The sequence below is a fragment of the Bacteroidia bacterium genome, assembly GCA_040880525.1.
In the GTDB taxonomy this organism is placed as follows: Bacteria; Bacteroidota; Bacteroidia; order CAILMK01; family JBBDIG01; genus JBBDIG01.
Window position 1 is genome coordinate 51,224 of sequence record JBBDIG010000017.1, and the last position, 16,500, is coordinate 67,723.

General features: G+C 45.6%; 14 protein-coding genes. 3 read left to right on the forward strand and 11 right to left on the reverse strand.

Translation table 11 applies throughout. From position 1 onward, the window contains the following. Positions 1–123 precede the first annotated feature (123 nt). Positions 124–2,010: a glycosyltransferase family 39 protein gene (locus WD077_04220; GenBank protein ID MEX0966419.1), complete on the forward strand. Its 1,887-nt coding sequence runs from the start codon at positions 124–126 to the stop codon at positions 2,008–2,010. On the opposite strand, the gene WD077_04225 is transcribed toward WD077_04220, so the two are convergent. From WD077_04225 to WD077_04235, 3 genes are all read right to left on the reverse strand, one after another. Continuing rightward, entirely contained in the window at positions 2,005–2,736 is a 732-nt protein-coding gene (locus WD077_04225) for a class I SAM-dependent methyltransferase (GenBank protein ID MEX0966420.1), read from the reverse strand. The two genes, WD077_04220 and WD077_04225, sit on opposite strands and share 6 nt — an antisense overlap. Positions 2,737–2,857: 121 nt before the next feature. Continuing rightward, positions 2,858–4,213 carry an MATE family efflux transporter gene (locus tag WD077_04230; protein MEX0966421.1) on the reverse strand — a complete coding sequence of 452 codons (1,356 nt, stop codon included), beginning with the start codon at positions 4,211–4,213 and terminating at the stop codon, positions 2,858–2,860. A 113-nt stretch (positions 4,214–4,326) separates the two neighbouring features. Next, on the reverse strand, positions 4,327–4,941 hold the full coding sequence (locus tag WD077_04235; protein MEX0966422.1) for a hypothetical protein: 615 nt from the start codon (positions 4,939–4,941) through the stop codon (positions 4,327–4,329). Positions 4,942–5,152: 211 nt separating this feature from the next. Here WD077_04235 and WD077_04240 point away from each other — a divergent pair, with 211 nt between their 5' ends. Both WD077_04240 and WD077_04245 read left to right on the forward strand, forming a co-directional pair. Continuing rightward, the gene (locus tag WD077_04240; protein MEX0966423.1) at positions 5,153–5,974 is read left to right on the forward strand and encodes a hypothetical protein; all 822 of its coding nucleotides are present in this window, start codon (positions 5,153–5,155) and stop codon (positions 5,972–5,974) included. Between the two features lie 2 nt (positions 5,975–5,976). Further along, on the forward strand, positions 5,977–6,975 hold the full coding sequence (locus WD077_04245) for a S41 family peptidase (GenBank protein MEX0966424.1): 999 nt from the start codon (positions 5,977–5,979) through the stop codon (positions 6,973–6,975). Between the two features lie 34 nt (positions 6,976–7,009). Here WD077_04245 and WD077_04250 read toward each other — a convergent pair whose 3' ends face one another. The 8 genes from WD077_04250 to WD077_04285 all read right to left on the reverse strand — a co-directional run bounded on the left by WD077_04250 (position 7,010) and on the right by WD077_04285 (position 16,497). Beyond that, complete coding sequence (locus WD077_04250) at positions 7,010–7,825, reverse strand: TPM domain-containing protein (GenBank protein MEX0966425.1); 816 nt, start codon at positions 7,823–7,825, stop codon at positions 7,010–7,012. Further along, the gene (locus tag WD077_04255) at positions 7,803–8,246 is read right to left on the reverse strand and encodes a TPM domain-containing protein (protein MEX0966426.1); all 444 of its coding nucleotides are present in this window, start codon (positions 8,244–8,246) and stop codon (positions 7,803–7,805) included. The genes WD077_04250 and WD077_04255 overlap by 23 nt, the downstream gene beginning before the upstream one ends. Before the next feature lie 5 nt (positions 8,247–8,251). Beyond that, on the reverse strand, positions 8,252–8,833 hold the full coding sequence (locus WD077_04260; GenBank protein ID MEX0966427.1) for a LemA family protein: 582 nt from the start codon (positions 8,831–8,833) through the stop codon (positions 8,252–8,254). A gap of 105 nt (positions 8,834–8,938) precedes the next feature. Next, positions 8,939–10,081, reverse strand: a complete 1,143-nt coding sequence (locus WD077_04265; protein MEX0966428.1) for a hybrid sensor histidine kinase/response regulator — start codon at positions 10,079–10,081, stop codon at positions 8,939–8,941. Further along, complete coding sequence (locus WD077_04270) at positions 10,071–13,559, reverse strand: two-component regulator propeller domain-containing protein (protein ID MEX0966429.1); 3,489 nt, start codon at positions 13,557–13,559, stop codon at positions 10,071–10,073. The genes WD077_04265 and WD077_04270 overlap by 11 nt, the downstream gene beginning before the upstream one ends. A gap of 9 nt (positions 13,560–13,568) precedes the next feature. Beyond that, the gene (locus tag WD077_04275; GenBank protein ID MEX0966430.1) at positions 13,569–14,273 is read right to left on the reverse strand and encodes a hypothetical protein; all 705 of its coding nucleotides are present in this window, start codon (positions 14,271–14,273) and stop codon (positions 13,569–13,571) included. Positions 14,274–14,287: 14 nt separating this feature from the next. Next, complete coding sequence (locus WD077_04280) at positions 14,288–15,691, reverse strand: hypothetical protein (GenBank protein ID MEX0966431.1); 1,404 nt, start codon at positions 15,689–15,691, stop codon at positions 14,288–14,290. After that, positions 15,673–16,497: a hypothetical protein gene (locus WD077_04285; GenBank protein MEX0966432.1), complete on the reverse strand. Its 825-nt coding sequence runs from the start codon at positions 16,495–16,497 to the stop codon at positions 15,673–15,675. Before WD077_04285 ends, WD077_04280 begins: the two co-directional genes overlap by 19 nt. Positions 16,498–16,500: the final 3 nt, after the last annotated feature.

The window sequence follows — 16,500 nt, forward strand, 5'->3', positions numbered from 1 at the left end:
AGGGGCGAGACTGTGTTCGGTGTTCAGTGAGCAGTGAGCAGTGAGCAGTGAGCAGGGTGGGTTTGGCTGGGTTGGGGCTGAATAAAAATAAAAGATATTTGTACCGACTCAAAAAGTTATCAAATGAAATTTCTGGTTCGGCTGCGTCAGCAAAAGTTTGCGCTATGGTTTGTCCTGTTACTATTGCTCACCTACGGTTTTACCGGAATTTATGAGGTACTTCCATTGCGGCCCCAATCCGTCCATCAATGGGCGCAAACTGACAGAGCTTCGGTAGCACTGCGCTACTACCAGGAGGGCATGAACTTCTTCCTGCCCAGGGTTCATAACATTGCTAATGGCACCGGCATCACGGGCATGGAGTTTCCGATTATCAATTATTCAGTTGCCATTCTTTACAAGCTTTTTGGATATAATGAATGGCTTTACCGTCTGCTGATGCTCTCCATTATTACTGCCGGCCTGATGGCTACAGCCGCCCTGGCCCGAAGAATACTGCATGATCCGGTATGGGCCGCATTGCTTACGCTGATATGGTTTCTTTCGCCCGTTCTCGTTTTTTATTCCGCTAATTTTTTGCCTGACACTGCAAGCCTCGGTTTGATCATGATCGGCTGGCTGGCCTTCTTTAAGTTGAAAGACAGGTTTTCTGTGAAGTGGCTGACCATACTTTTCATATCTGCATCTCTGGCTTCATTAATTAAAATAGTTTCTGCGATAAGCATAATTGCGATGCTGTTAATAATTGGATTGTACCATTTAAAATTCATTCAAAATAAAACGGGTCAGGAGATTTATAATAAAAAGAATATTGTAGCCGGAATGCTGTTGCTCGCCCTGGCACTAACTGCCGCATGGTATGGATACGCCAATTACCTGAACAAGGAGTATCTCTCAGGATTTTTCCTGCTTCAGGCGCGGCCCGCGCCATCTCTGATGGAGTTTTTACGATATGCAAAAGGTGCCGCTATGATCTGGGGGCCTGCGTATTATTCGCTGGCCACCCTTATAGCTATTGCCGCAGCAGCAATCTCTTCATTAATATTCAGAAAAAAGGTTGATCGTTTACTTTTAATAATTTCATGGCTTGTTTTTTTGGGTTCGCTCGCATATTATCTGCTCATGAGTTTTCAGTTTCGTGACCATGATTATTATATTATTGCTTTGCTTCCGGCAGGTTATTTCTTTTTATTATTAATTACTGATTATTTAAAAAAACAGAAATCATTGATCAGAAATTTAACGTTAGCGGGGCTGGCAATTCTGTTCCTGGTATCAGCCGTGTATGCCCGCAATATGCACAAGGAGCGCTACAAAGCAACGCCCGGTTTTTCCGCTTACTTCGACCTGGAACCTTACCTTGATTCACTTCAAATTTCGCAGAAGGATATTATTTACTCGGCTTATGACGAAAGCTTTAATATTTCTCTTTATCTGAGCAACCGGCAAGGCCATACCCTTTCTCCTTATTTGCCGGAGGAATACCACCTTTTTCATTTGTATCTTAATATTGATTATGCGGTTATCAACGACACCAGCTTTATTCAATTCCCATCCATTAAACAGGTATTGGGCAGTAGAATCGGGGAACACAAAGGTTTATCCATTTACCGGGTTGAGCTTCCCCATAAAGAAAGAGCTGCATTCTTTAGCTGGGCTAATGAACTTCTTGAACCCATGACGATGCGCATTAAATCCAATTCCACCTGGCATGATAAAGTATTACACAAAGCCCGGAAATACGGCTTGCCTGCAGATTGGCTGATCATACGCGAAGCAATAAACCTCTATCCTTTGGAGGTAAATAACCACGTTACAGAAAAAGCAAAAGACATATTTCCCGAACTATTAACGAAAGAAGGCAAAGTCAGTTATGCCGGCTTAAATAGTGCAGAGCGACAAAAACTAGAAGAAGATTATAAACAGGGAATCTTTGATGATTATGAAATGCAGCTTATTAAAATGGACGTAAACGAAAAATTTGCAAAGTACGGAACAGGTGATCTATAACTTTTTGGCCACAGCAAATGTGCTGACGCCAACAGGAAAATTAACTTTTTCTAAAAACCTGTTTTCCATTTTAATTAAATTAACAAGAAAATCGTTAACCAAAGGATTTATTTTTGGATGCTGATTTTTATCCATTTCTGAAGATGAAAAATTTCTCAGAATTAATCGAATCGCTCCTGCCGGGAAAAACAACGCCAGGTTCCAATATGAACTCCGCGTAACGCGAAAACCGTTTTGCATGAGCTTTTCCACCAGTTCATTTCGGGTATAGCGCCTGAAGTGATGATTCACCTCATCATGGCCGCTCCACATCCACTGAAAGGCAGGGACGAAAATAATGGCCTGACCTCCGGGTTTCAGCACACGGTTCCATTCCTGCAAAGCCTTCTCTTCAGCCTCAATGTGCTCCAGAACATCTGACGCGATCAGCAGGTCGAAATGCTGATCCGGGAAATCGAGGCGGGTACCATCCATTACCTGCGCGTTCATAATGCCCCGCTTCCGGCAGACGCTGATGGCTGCTTCGCTGATGTCAATGCCCTGGACATGCTCAAAACCCAGCGTTGCCAGCTTTCTCAGCAACGGTCCTCCTGCACATCCCAGTTCAAGAATATTGCTTTGTTTCGAATTATTGCTCAGAAGTTTCAGCACCATATCGCGCCTGGCTTCATACCACCAATTGGTTTCCTCAAGCTGATGATACTTTTCCTCGTAGGTTTTATCCAAAATTTCCCTTTTTTCTTTAATGCAAAAATACACCGCGTATCAGGAACGTCTGAGAATTCATCACTTGGGGAAAAACCGGCAGGTGCCCAAAAAAAGAGTTCTGCAAGAAACTTCCTTATAATTATTCAGAAGGCTGGCTGACCAGTCGCGCTTTCGATTTTAAATGAAAGCGCCAGGTAAGGAACAACGCAGCGGTGCCCAGCCCCGAAAGCAAGCCCATCCACATTCCATTCACGCCCATTCCCAGGGGAAAAGCAAGGATATATCCTCCTGGCAATCCAATAACAAAATAGGCGATGAGCGTGATGGCCGTAGGAATAGTAACATCCTCCATCCCGCGCAATGCCCCGAGACCGGTTACCTGCATTCCATCAAAAAGCTGAAAAAGACCGGCAATAATGAGCAGGCCTGATGCAATTGAAATGACCTCCGCAGACTCCACGAAAAAAGCCGGAAGCCAATTGCGTCCCAGGATAAAAAACACAGCCATAAATCCCATAAAAAATATCACCATTTGGTAAATGGAAAAAACCGCTTTTCGGAGTTCATGATAATTCCGTAGGCCAAGCTGGTTCCCGACCCTGACCGTAGCGGCAGCCGCCAGTCCCTGGGCCATCATGTAAGTAGTGGCGGCCAGCGTGAGGGCTATTTGGTGAGCCGCCAACTCCTGTGCGCCCAGCCATCCGATGATAACCGCTGCGCCCGCAAATGCTCCCACTTCAAAAGTCATTTGCATTCCAATGGGGACGCCCAGTTTCAGCAGTTTTGATACAAGTATTCCGCTGTAGTTGCGAAAAGAAAAGCTTAGCCGGTAACGCTTTACAATAGCCGGGAGCGCCAGGAATCCCGCCATTGCCGCTGCCATCAAAACGCGCGAAATCAGTGTGGCCCATCCTGCTCCATTAAGGCCGAGAGCCGGGAACCCCAGGTGACCAAATATGAGGATATAGTTCAGTACCACATTAAGCAGGCTGGCTCCCAGAACAATGATCATAGCCTGCGAGGTGAGCGACAGCCCTTCAGCAAACTGCTTGCACGACTGAAAGATCATGAGGGGTACCAGGCTCAGCATAATTATATTGAGGTACGGAACAGCAAGAGCCGCTACTTCAGGAGGCTGGTCAAGAAAATGAATAAAACGGGAAACGGAAAAGATGACGATGAAAAGCAAAACGCCAGTTGCTGTATAAACGACCAGGGAATTTGTGAGCAAACGGGCAAAGCGGTTGGTATGACCGCGGCCATCAGCAGCCGCCACCAATGGTGTAATGCCAAAAGATACCCCCAGCCCGGCTGCAAGGACCACCATAAAAATGCTATTCGCCAGTGAAGCTGCCGCCAAAGGAACAGTTCCTACCTGACCCACCATTATGCTGTCAGCCAGCGTAACGAGCATGTGGCCAAGATTTCCGGCAACAATGGGAAGCGCAAGCCGCAGGTTCTTACGGTAGTGCGCCAGGATGGGAGAAGTTTCCATTCCTGTTTAAGGTAGGCTAAAGGTTGGGGAAAATTTCGGGTGCAGAATTAATAAAAAAATCCGATGTATGCGCCCGGAAGCTAAATGCCGGAGAAAGAAGGCATAAAAATATTCTATTTCATTGAAGTACTGAGATCGTCCCGGTAAATGCAGAAAACCACATCACTGGTGCCCTCGTCCGTCCGCTTGGTTACTTTGAGGCCACGCTCCACGAAATAGAAGGCTGTATGTTTCATTTCAATAGAAGGAATATCAAGCGTAACTTTCTGATAATTACACTTTCCGAGAAATTCTTTGCAGATGCCAGAGTTGCTGTCAAGCGTTTGCAGCGACAATAGGTCCTTGGTGTTCCCTACAAGGTATTCCACGCTTGGGGTAAAAAAGGTGATCATTTTAAGCCCGGTAGCGCCTTTCTCCCATATATAATAAAGTATGGGTTCATTCCTTTCGCCTTCTTCATTTTTATCATAAACATATACCCGGTATTCATTGTAATTATCAATCTTAACAAAAAGATTGTCATTTTTCCGTAGTATCTCTAATGCTTCATGTTGTAGCATCCCTAATGATACACCATATACTGTTACCATCTCTGCATTAAAATTTTGCACACTGGTGATATCGGTTTTCATTATTTCGATCTTTTCATTTGGCGACTGCGCAAAAACCGGAGAAGCCAACATGAGAGCGAATATGAGCGTAAAGAAGTAACGTGGGAATGCTGTCATTTTGAATTGGTTTTTTAAATTAATGTTTTACTAAAATAACCCTGGACTTCATCAGCATTTTGAAGCGTAAAGGAAAAAACTAATACTGCCATTGAAAGCTCCGTACACCTTGCTTTCACGCGCTGATGGAGCGAAAATAGTGCAATATTATGAGCGGCAGAAATGCACCGGAAAATGGGTATGTAAGTTTTTCTAAATTAAAACAAGAGTAATGATAAAGTTCTATCAGGTTTATCCGGGTTTATCTCTTTTTGCGCTTTGGCTGTTGCCGGCCATGCTGAGTGCGCAGGAAGCAAAGCATCATTGGGTGAATCTCTCCGGAGGCTGGAATTACGCACAAATGAGGGACGAAGGAATGTCACCCTTGTTGTACAAAGGCAGCATCTTCTCCTTTATTACTGGGTATGAGACCTTGACGGCAAAAGGGATACAGGCTGTAATGCTGAGCATTGCGGGAGGAAACGCAAAGCCGGCCACCAGTGGTTTCAGCCGTGCTGACGCCTTTACTATCAGAGCGGACGCGGACTATACTTTCATGCCGGAAACCTGGAGTTCTGACAACCGTAAATATATTGTTTATTCGGGCGGAAGCCTGATGAATGTCGCTACCGTGAGGCAACATTCTCTTTATTCAAATAATGATTACAACTATGAATTTTTCTCTTCACTGGCGGCTGCCGGAAACCTGAAACGGAAGTTACAGGTGCTCAAACACCGGTTCGATCTTGACTGGCAGTTGCGGCTACCATTCCTATCTTTTGCGCTTCGCCCGGCTTTCGCCTCTTCCGCTGTGGAGAAGTATGATCCTGAAGAATATTCATTAACAGGCAGTGCTTTGCGCAGCGGAGAATTCGTTTCGGTAAATCACCTGCTGCGGTTGAATTCACAGCTGAGCGGCACCTATTTTCTGAATAATGGAAATGCACTCCGCCTCGGCTATAGCTGGGATTATTACAGTTATAGCAAAATAGAGATCAACAGGGTAAAGGCAGGTTTTCATTCCATCACTTTCTCCACCCTTTTTAACCTGTAAAAATGAAGCGACCGATCTTCCTGCTTTTTCTCCTTCCGCTACTGTTTTCATGCGAAAAACTTTTGATGGAACCCGGCCCGGACAATACACCTGAAAATAATTTTCAGGAGCTATGGCAGACATTAGATCACAAATACACATTTTTTACTTTTAAAAATATTGACTGGGATTCGGTTTATAATGTATACCATCCGCGTATATCCAATGATATGAGCGATCAGGCACTATTTGATGTGATGAGTGAAATGCTCTTTGAATTGCGTGATGGCCATGTGAATCTGTTCACTCCTTTTGATATTTCGCGAAACTGGGAATGGTATCTTGGAAGTCCGCAGAATTTTAATTTTTCCCTGCTTGAGCGCAATTACCTGCAGAATGATTACGAACGATCAGGTCCGCTCCTGAACAAGATGATTGACAGCATTGGCTATATTTATTGCGGCAGCTTCGGAAGCACTATTTATCCTGAGAACATAGATTATGTACTGAAGAAATTTCAGCATCTGAAAGGGATCATCATTGACGTTCGGGATAATGGTGGGGGAAGTACGGCCAATAGCGATCGTCTGGCCAGCCGTTTTACTGCTTCTGAGCGGGTAGTGTATTTTGAACGGTTTAAGAATGGTCCCGGCCATGATGATTTCTCCGAACCCCGACCCAAATACCTGCGGCCGGAAGGACCACTCCAATTCACCAAACCTGTGGCTGTGCTTACAAACCGCTCCAGCTACAGTGCCGCCAATGATTTTGCCGTGATCATGTCTGCGCTTCCCCATGTCACCCTTATTGGCGATACTACCGGAGGCGGAGGAGGATATCCTTATTACAGTGAGTTGCCGAATGGTTGGCACTATCGCTTTTCTTCGAGCCAAACCATCAGTGTAAATGATCTTATAGTAGAAGCCGGCATACCTCCTGATATTCAGTCAGAATTGCGGGAAGATGATGAGATCAGGGGAATTGATACAATTCTGGAACGTGCGCTGGAAGAGCTGAAGTGAATCCAGGTGGCGTTTATAAACTCTGCAGATAAAATTACCAGCTTCCACTGGCGCCACCGCCACCGAAACTGCCGCCACCGAAGCCGCCAAATCCACCGCCTCCCCGGCCACCGCCAAAGGAGCCGCCTCCGCTATGAAAGCTTCCCCAGCCTGTGGAATTGCGGCCGCGCTTAGAAGCCATTGTGCTGAGCAACGCGGCTGCCGCCCAGAAGCCAAGACTGCGGGAATGCATCAGCCCTTTTACTTTGCTGCGCCAGCTCAGTATACCCACAAGAAATATGATAAGGATGATGATAAAGGGCAGCACAATGATCAGGATTGGGGGGCTCTCTTTTTTGCCTCCGCCTTTTACGTCTGCGGCTGTGAATTCCTGGCTGGCCAGTTTCATCAGCACGGTACTGGCGTCCCACAGGCCCTGGTAATAATTGTCCTTCCTGAACTGTGGTTGCATGTAATTATCCATGATCCGGCCCGCAAGGATATCAGGGATCACCGGTTCCAGTCCGTAGCCAACCTCAATCCGCATTTTCCGGTCGTCTTTGGCCACATAGATTAAGACGCCATTGTCATTGCCTTGCTGGCCAATTCCCCAGCTTTCGGCTAGTCGTTGGGTGTAGTCTTCCAGTGCTTCATCATCAAGCGATCGCTCTATTACTATGGCAATCTGGGTAGTGGTGGAATCATTGTAGGCCACGAGATACCGTTCCAGTTCAGCCTCTTGCTGCTCTGTCAGCACATCCGCATAATCGTTCACCAGGCGTTTCGTTTTTTCCGGGAGGTCTTTGGCGGTGAGTAAGCAGGGAAATAAAAGCAGCAGGAAAAGCCACTTATTTTCTGAAGGAAACTTCATCAGGAAGTTCATTTATATCGTCTTTTTTCAAGGGGAAATATTGCTTTAATGCCTCGCCCGCCATTTCTACTCCTTTGGCCAGGCCAGCGGCAAACCGGCTCTGTTTAAATTCGGCCTGCATTTCATCTTTAATATGCTCCCAAAAATCATCCGGTACTTTTTGGTTTATGCCTTTATCGCCCAAAATGGCAAATTGATGATCCTCATAGGCCAAATAAAACAGGACGCCATTGCGCATTTTGGTTTTATGCATTTTGAGCGCGGCAAACAGGTGGGCCGCACGGTCCTTCACTTCTTCCTCCTCAAGCCTGGCTTCGATGTGAACACGTATTTCGCCTGAAGTGCTTTCTTCCGCTTCGCGAATAGCCTGTTCAATCACCTGCCTGCCATCCAGACCAATAAATTCTTTTGCCTCTGCCATAGTTATTAAAATTCAACTTCCGGAGCATCTTCTGAACCTGCATCCGCCTCGAAGTAGCCCTTGCTTTCAAAACCAAATATTCCCGCTGTCATATTGTTCGGGAATTTGCGGATGTAGCTGTTATAATCTCTCACAGCATCATTGAATTTTCGTCTTTCCACAGAAATGCGGTTTTCCGTGCCTTCAAGTTGTACCTGCAGGTCGCGAAAGTTCTGGTTGGCTTTAATTTCAGGATATCGCTCTACCGATACCAGCAAGCGGCTCAGCGCACCGGAAAGCTGCTGTTGCGCTTCCTGGAATCTCTGAATATTTTCGGGTGTAAGCTCATCCGCGCTGATATTGATGCCTGTAGCTTTGCTTCGCGCTTCCACTACCTGTGTCAGCGTTTCCTGCTCAAAGTCGGCTGCGCCTTTTACGGTATTCACAAGATTTGGAATGAGATCGGCCCTGCGCTGGTATACAACTTCTACATTGCCCCACTGTGCTGTAACTGCCTCATCCTTGGATACCATTGAGTTATAACCACAACTACTGAATGTTGTAAGGGCGAATAACCCCAGTAACAAACCCGTTATATTCCTCTTCATAATCGTTTTTTGTTTTGGTTTTTAAACGAAAAAGATAATCGTTTAATGAAGAGGCAAAGTTCAGTGAAACTCCTGAGCCGGGCAATTTTTATTTGTTACAGAACATCAGGCCCTAAGGCTGAATACCTTCATTTCTTCAGGTTCCAACTGTGCAGTTTTAATTACGGGAAATGATACCGTAAATTCAGCACCCCGGCCTGGGTTTCCTTTGGCCTTCAGGGTGCCTTTGAGTTTTTGGATAGCAGTGCGTGCCAGGTACAGGCCCAGCCCCAAACCGGTGGTGGATGATGTGCATTTGCTGAACATCTCCAGGACATGCTCATTGAGCTTTTCCTCGAAACCGGGGCCATTGTCGCGGTATGTCATTATATACTGATCTTCTTCTCTGAAAATTGAAATGTGTATTTCCATAGGGTCAGGCCCCTTAAAATACATGAAACTGTTTCGGATCAAGGGTTTCAGGATTTCATTAAATAGAAACTGGTCTGAAAGAATTTGTTGTTCGCGCAGGTCAAGAAATAATTCAGCAGAATGCTCCTGTTCTTTTTCCTCAGAATAAACCAGGCTCCTGATCATCGTATCCAGTTGTAACTGTTCATGCACAATTACTTTTTTGCGGATTTCGCCAAACCGGGTAAGACCAATCACGATGAGGTGCATGCGGTCAAAAATTGAATTGAGCAGCGGGAAATATCCCTTTACTTCTTCAAATTTCTCAGCCGTACTCATCAGTTCCAGCAGGCCTTGTCCTGACGCCACGGGTCCATTAATATCATGGGAAGAGCAATAAATAAATTTCTCAAGTTCACGATTTACCCTTTCAATATTCTGCTTCTGATCCAGTACTTTCTGATGGTAATAATTTGTCTTTAAATTTGTGAGCAGCACCGATCTGATCCTGGCCAGGATCTCTGTTTCTTCAAATGGTTTTGTAATAAAATCAATGGCGCCAGCCGCGAATGCCTGCTGTAGTTTTTCAGGAGAGGTAAGGCCTGTAATCATCAATACGGGTATCTCTGCCGTCCGTTCATGATTCTTCAGGAAATTAAGTGTTTCCAGCCCGTCCATCTCCGGCATTACCCAGTCTGTGATAATGAGATGCGGTTCTACATCCAGGGCAATTTCGCAGGCAATCACGCCATTGGGTGCACAGTATACGCTGAATTCTTCTTCAGCCTGATTCAGGATGGAGATCATTTGCTGCAGGTAGCTGCGCTCATCATCTGCGATTAATATTTTATACTTCATTCGTCTTTTTTATTCTGGCGATAAGCTTTTGGAGGATTTCTTCATATCCTGCCTGATCGCAGTTATAAATGGATTGCTCAAGGCGGTTCAACCAGTGATTGATGGCTTCAATTTTCATTTCTTCGATAGACTCCAGGATCCTGACGCTCTCGCTGGTTTGATAGACTTTCAGTGCTCCCAACTCCAGCAGATGATTCTGCAATTCCCTGTGCTGTTCTTCTTCGAGTTGCAGATCCTCAGATAATTCCTTTTCCTGGCGGTTTTGCAGCATAGCGGCTTCAGGCGCGGGGACATCCATGAGTTCTGCAGGAAGCACAAACTGGAAGTTGCTGCCCTCACCTTCAGCAGATTCCACCCAAATCTTTCCGCCATGCGCCTCTACTACCATCTTGCAGTAAGTGAGGCCGATGCCTGTAGATTTAGCCTCGCCAGAATTTACCGAATGCACCTGCCCGAATTTCTGGAATACCAGGTTTATCTTATCAGGCGGTATACCTATCCCCGTGTCAATGATCTCAGTTTTCAAAAAGCCATTATAAACGCCTTCTTCCTGCAGAGTAGCACGGATTGTTACGGTTCCGCCAGTGGCCGTAAATTTTATGGCGTTGGTGAGTAAATTCACCAGCACCCTTCCTACCAGTTCATGATCAATATTGCAGAGGGTATTTTGCATAATCTCAAATTTTAGCATAACACCCTTTTGTGTAGCGAGGAACTCAACCTGATTCATAACCTCCTGGATCAGTTCCTGAAATGGAACTTTGCTCTGCTTAAGCTGCACTTTGGCTTCCTCAAATTTCTGGACATCAAGAATATTCAGGACCAGGTTCAACATTTGGCGCCCGGCCTGGTAAATGTGCTCGGCTGTTTTGGTGGAAGGAAATTTCCGGGCGCTCACCAGCACCGCATTCAGCGGGTTTTTCAGGTCATGCACCACCATTTCCATCATGCTTTCTTTAAATTTCTGTAGCTGCTTCAGTTCCACATAAGCCTGTTGTAATTCGCTGGTGCGTTCACTCACTTTCATTTCCAGCAGGCGTTTATCGCGTTGCAGCTTTATCAACCTGAACCGGAATACAAGGCTGATAAGCCCCACCAGAACCAGGAAACTGAGCAGGTAAAACCACCACGTCTGCCAGAACGGAGGATGGATCGTGAAGGTCAGCGCCTCAGGTAATTCATTCCAGATCCCATCATTATTCATTGCCTTCACCTTGAAGATATAGTTGCCGGGCGGAATATTCGGATACGTGGCAAAATTCTCTTTTACCGGAGGTGACCACTCTTCTTCAAGGCCTTCCAGCTTATACCGGAATCTTACTTTTTCCGGAATATGGAAGCTAAGCCCGTCAAACAAAAACGTGAAGTGATTCTGTCCGTGCTTAAATTCTTCCTGTTTACCTATATCATAAGGCTTCCTGTGTACTAAAACCTGGTTTATCTTAATTTGTGGAACGGCCAGATTTGTTCTGTCTTCAGAGGGGTCATATTTTATCAGCCCCTTGATGGTCCCGATCCATACATTATTCCTGCTGTCCCTGTAAATAGCGTTTTGATTGCACTCCAGGCCAATAAAGCCTTCGGCCCGCCCGAATTGTTTGATCTCCGGCTCTGCGGTATTCAGGCTTTTATAGGTGATTTTATTAATTCCGCGATTGGTCCCAGCTATCAGGTACTTACCATCTTCAATGAAGATCAGTGAAATCACGGAATTATCTGTAAGGCCTTCTTCCGTAGTGATGTGCCTGATTTTTGGCAGGTTGCCATTTCTCAGTTTGGTGATCTCCTTTTGCGGAATGAGATTAATCCCACCGCCATAAGTTCCGATGAGTAGATCGCCCTCCGGATTTTCAGCCAACGTAAAGCACATATTTTGGCTGAGCCCGTTCTCTTCCGTAATCTTTATAAACGAATCAGGCTGCTGAAGAAAAGCTTTGCGAGGTGAAGTGATCAGACCTTTATTGGATGCAAACCATATATGATCTTCACGGTCAATATGAATGTCAAGAAACTGATGCCGCGAAAGATGCAGCCCCTGCAATTCTTTCGGTTCCTTATCTCCTTCCCCTTCCTTGCGTTTAGTAAGATCAATAAGCTGCCCCTCCCGGAAAATGGAAATGCCGGCATTCGTGGCAAACCAGATGATCCCGTCAGAATCCTCCCAAATTTTGTTGACCACGTTATTGCTGATACCTTCTTCCTCAGCCAATATCCGGGAGTGCCCGTTTTCCTTTAGCAGCAATCCCTCTCCAGTTCCTATCCATAGGCGTCTGCGGCTATCTTTGAGGATGCTCCAAACGTGCTTGGCAGGGAGTTCATCAGTGATATTCTCAACAAATTTGAGTTGGTTTCCATCTGTTTTAAACAACGTAATTCCTTCCAGCGTACCTACATAGAGGTGATCATTGTCTGCTTCAATTGCGAATACTTTGTCATTGATCAGTCCTTGATCATGACCTGTATACGAGAAACGCCCGGTGCCATATTTCATAGCACCTCCTCCGTTAGTTCCGAGCCAGATACTTCCTTCGGAATCGCAGTGCAGTGACCATATATAGTTATTGCTTAACCCATTTTTTTCATTGAAAACTTCGACCACGGGCGGAAGGCCAATGCTATTGCTTTTCCTGATTCGAATGGCGCCACCGCCATAGGTTCCGCCCCAGATATTGCCTTCAGCATCTTCGGCCAGCGACACAATGCTTTTGTGAGGCAACTCGTCATTTACCGGGAGCGGGGTGAATTCGTAATCTTTTGGATCATTAAGATCAATGACTGCCATGCCGCCACCATAGGTTCCCAACCACAGGTTATTTTGCTTATCTACATGCAGGCTTACCACCCTGTCATCCGGAAGTCCATTGGCTGTGGTGAAAGTCACAAGATCACCTGTCAGTGGATTGTATTTGCACAGTCCCTTCCATGTACCCACCCATACTTCGTTTTCATTTACAGGAAGAACCGTATACGCCCGGTCAGTCGGGAAACCTTGCTGTTCATCAAGCACTTTGAAGGTATCATTTGAATAGACCACGAGCCCTGAACCGTTCGTAGCGATATATACATGGTTTTTGTCGCCATTAATATCGAATATGAAATCTTTCGGAAACCGCTTATTGGCAGTATTCAAAATTTCGGTGTAAAACGTATCGCGAAATTCTCCTCCACGGGAAAGAATGGTGATCCCTCCGCCATAGGTTCCGGCCCATATCCTCCCACGATGATCCTCATACACCGCTCTTACCTGGTTTCCGCTCAGTCCTTCTTTTACCGTGTAGCTGCTGAATTCCTTGCCGTTGAACCGGTTCAGTCCGCCATAAGTCGCAAACCACAAGTACCCGTCCCGGTCCTGCATTATATCCAGTACCTGGCTCTGCTCCAGCCCTTCTTCTACCGAGTAGTTCCTGAAATTATGTACCTGCGCAACTGCACTAAATGAGAAAATTACAATGGCAAGCGTCAGAAATCCTGATTTCACGTGTACCATTTAAAACAAGCTGAATTTTGTTGAAGCTAGATTTCCGTTTGCGAGGGTAAAATCTGGTGCTATTTCCAGCGCCTTTATAAAGTATTGTTTGCTTTCTTTCCGGTTGCGCTGGTTCAGTAATGCATGGCCTTTCAGGTTGAATGCAGCAGCTTTGACCGGCACCTGCTGACGAACTATCTCTCCGTCCCTGCCGGTAAAGGAAATGCTCACTGTCTTTGATTCAGCCGCCTTGCTGCTGGTGATCTTTTCTATGGATTGCGTAAAGGCCTCCAACTGATTTAGCAGCAGTTGCACCTGTGCCATTTCATACAGATATAGCACTTCACTGGTATTTTGATACAACATTTCGAAATGATACAACGCCAGCGAATTAAAGCCAAGTTGCTTATTGGAATAGGCAAGGATCTCTGTTGATGCGTTGTCCTCGAAATTGTATGTTTTAAACTTTTGCGCCAGTTTCACACATTGGTTATAATCACCATTCTGATAGCACAGTTTCAGGAGCGCTGCGAAATAAGGCTGCCGGGGCGTCAGCGCCAGTAACTGGATGAGCTGAATTTTAGCGGCTTCATAGTCCTCCATCTCTGCTGCAAGTTGATAGCCTTTGATGAGGTGCTGAACACTTGCTTCGGAAGTCGGCTGTGCACAGAGCAATGAATTCCCGCAAAGCAGGAGGAGAAGGACATAGGTTTTGATGAAATACATGGATAGGAGAAAATTTAGTGGACAACAAGTTTGCAGGAGAACTGAGAGACTGACGATGTCACATTTATGAAGAGAAGTTCACCGGGAGCGGCATTTAGTCTTTTCATATCTATTTCAACGAGGGCCGTTGCAACGGAAGCTTCATGCAGAATTACCTTTCCCTGGCTGTTGAAAATGGTGATAACAGCCGCATCTTCAGCAGGCAACTGCAGGTACAGCCGTTGCGCATCGTGCGAAATGGGATTGGGATAAATTGAAAAAGCCTGAGACAGATCATTGCCAAAGTGAATACTTATAATATCCGAATAGGTTCCGTGTCCGGAACTATCCTTTTGCAGGAGACGATAATAATTTATACCGGCCAATGGCGAAACATCCATGTATTCATAAGTGCTGGTATGGTGTGCAGTACCCTTTCCTTTCATTGTTCCGATTTCTGAAAACTGCACTCCGTCAGCCGATCGCTGAATAATGAAATGATCATTGTTGTGTTCTGAAGCCGTTTGCCATTCAAGCCTTACCGCCTGTTTCAGCTTTTCTCCGCTGAAAGACAGCAACTCCACAGGCAACGGAGCGGAGGCTGAAGTACTAGTGAAACCGTAATAGTAAAGAGAAGTCCGATCCGTGAACTCCATTGTATTTGTGCTGGTGTTCAGCGTAGCCGGAATTTTTGCCCAACCCGTACTGCCACTCGTGGATTCGTGCAACTCCAGCAGATTTTCGTCCCCTTCAATTTCGCTGTCAAAATAATGCAAAATGACATCAGCCTCAAGCGCGCTGTTCACCTCTGGAGTTATTTGTACAATTCTCTCGGCCAGACCTGTGGTGGTATAGTGCCGGATAAAGTCCACAGCACCCGGATTGGTTTGCCCTTTAAAGTTTACGTCAATGCCCAGTCCGCCCACATTTATGTAGGATTGTTCATTTACGAAATGTTGGTTACCGAGGTAAATGAATCCGCTGTCTCCATATATCCTTCTGGTCTCGGCTTCGCCTGTCAGCAGTCCGGTGGAATCAAGGCTGATGGAATAGCCATTGATGTTCAGCATACCGTTGATCAACCTAAGTGTATCCTTTACCACGATGTGTGTTGTGAGCATGACGCTGTCCGGGACATTGATCTCCAGGTTGCTAAATGTAATGGAGTTGCTTCCGCCTATTATAGCAAGGTCAGGGGAGTACACCACTGTATTTCCGTCCAGGTCAGCACTACCTTCATTGGTTACGGAACCCTCAATCGTCCAGTCACCTTCACCGGTTATCGTTCCTTCATTGGACAGTCCTGATACTTTAATATCAGAGGTTTCCCCCGCAGTAAATACACCCATGTTAGTCATTTCCTGACCATGAGTTGCCGTGAAGGCAAACCATGAGCAAAGGATGATACAGGTTTTTATAATTAATTTAATTGCTTCCATATCAGTCCATTATGAATATACAAGAGATTTAAAGTAGTATCAAAAAGGAGCTCTCCTTTTTTAGGATTGAGGTATAACAGGATTTGCGTACTGCTAAGTCTTGGTACAATCATAGGCTCGCTTGAATTACTGAGGTCCAGAATGCCCTGGGGGCTGGATGTATTAATGCCGATTTCATCATCTTCTGAATCCACGTAAAAGACACCATTGTCAACATCCAGGTCTGCGTTTACAATATCCAAAGCTGAAGTATTGGTAAAGTTATCCAAGATGATCCTATCCGTAAGTTGCCCGCTGCTATCCTGCGTTTGGAAGATCATGGATTCGTTGCTGCTGCCGGATTCCAGGGAAATTTCCATGTCGGAGGCTGAAGTGGTTTTAAGAGCATTGAACCGGTTAGTACCGGCAGAATCAAATTCAAATACCAATACAGGGGGATTGGCATCATTCCACACCTGAAGCCTGGATCCGGAAACTGAAAAAGAAAACTTGTCGGTACTATTGCCAATGCTGAACAGTTTATCTGGCAGGGTCCCGATCCCCACTCCTCCCTGAGACTGGAGGATTATATTTCCATTGTTGTTGCCTGCGGTTGTCAGAACGAGACCACCTGAAGTATCCACACCGAAGGTAGCAGAGTCCTGTCCGCTGGCTGAAGCAATCGTAAGTTGCGGGAATTGTGCATCAACTATATGCAACGGACTCTTCGGATTAGTGGTCCCAATTCCTGTTTGGGCATAGATGCTTACCAATGCGCAACAAAATATTGCACTAAGCGAGACAAATATTTTAGAATAGTAATTCATATT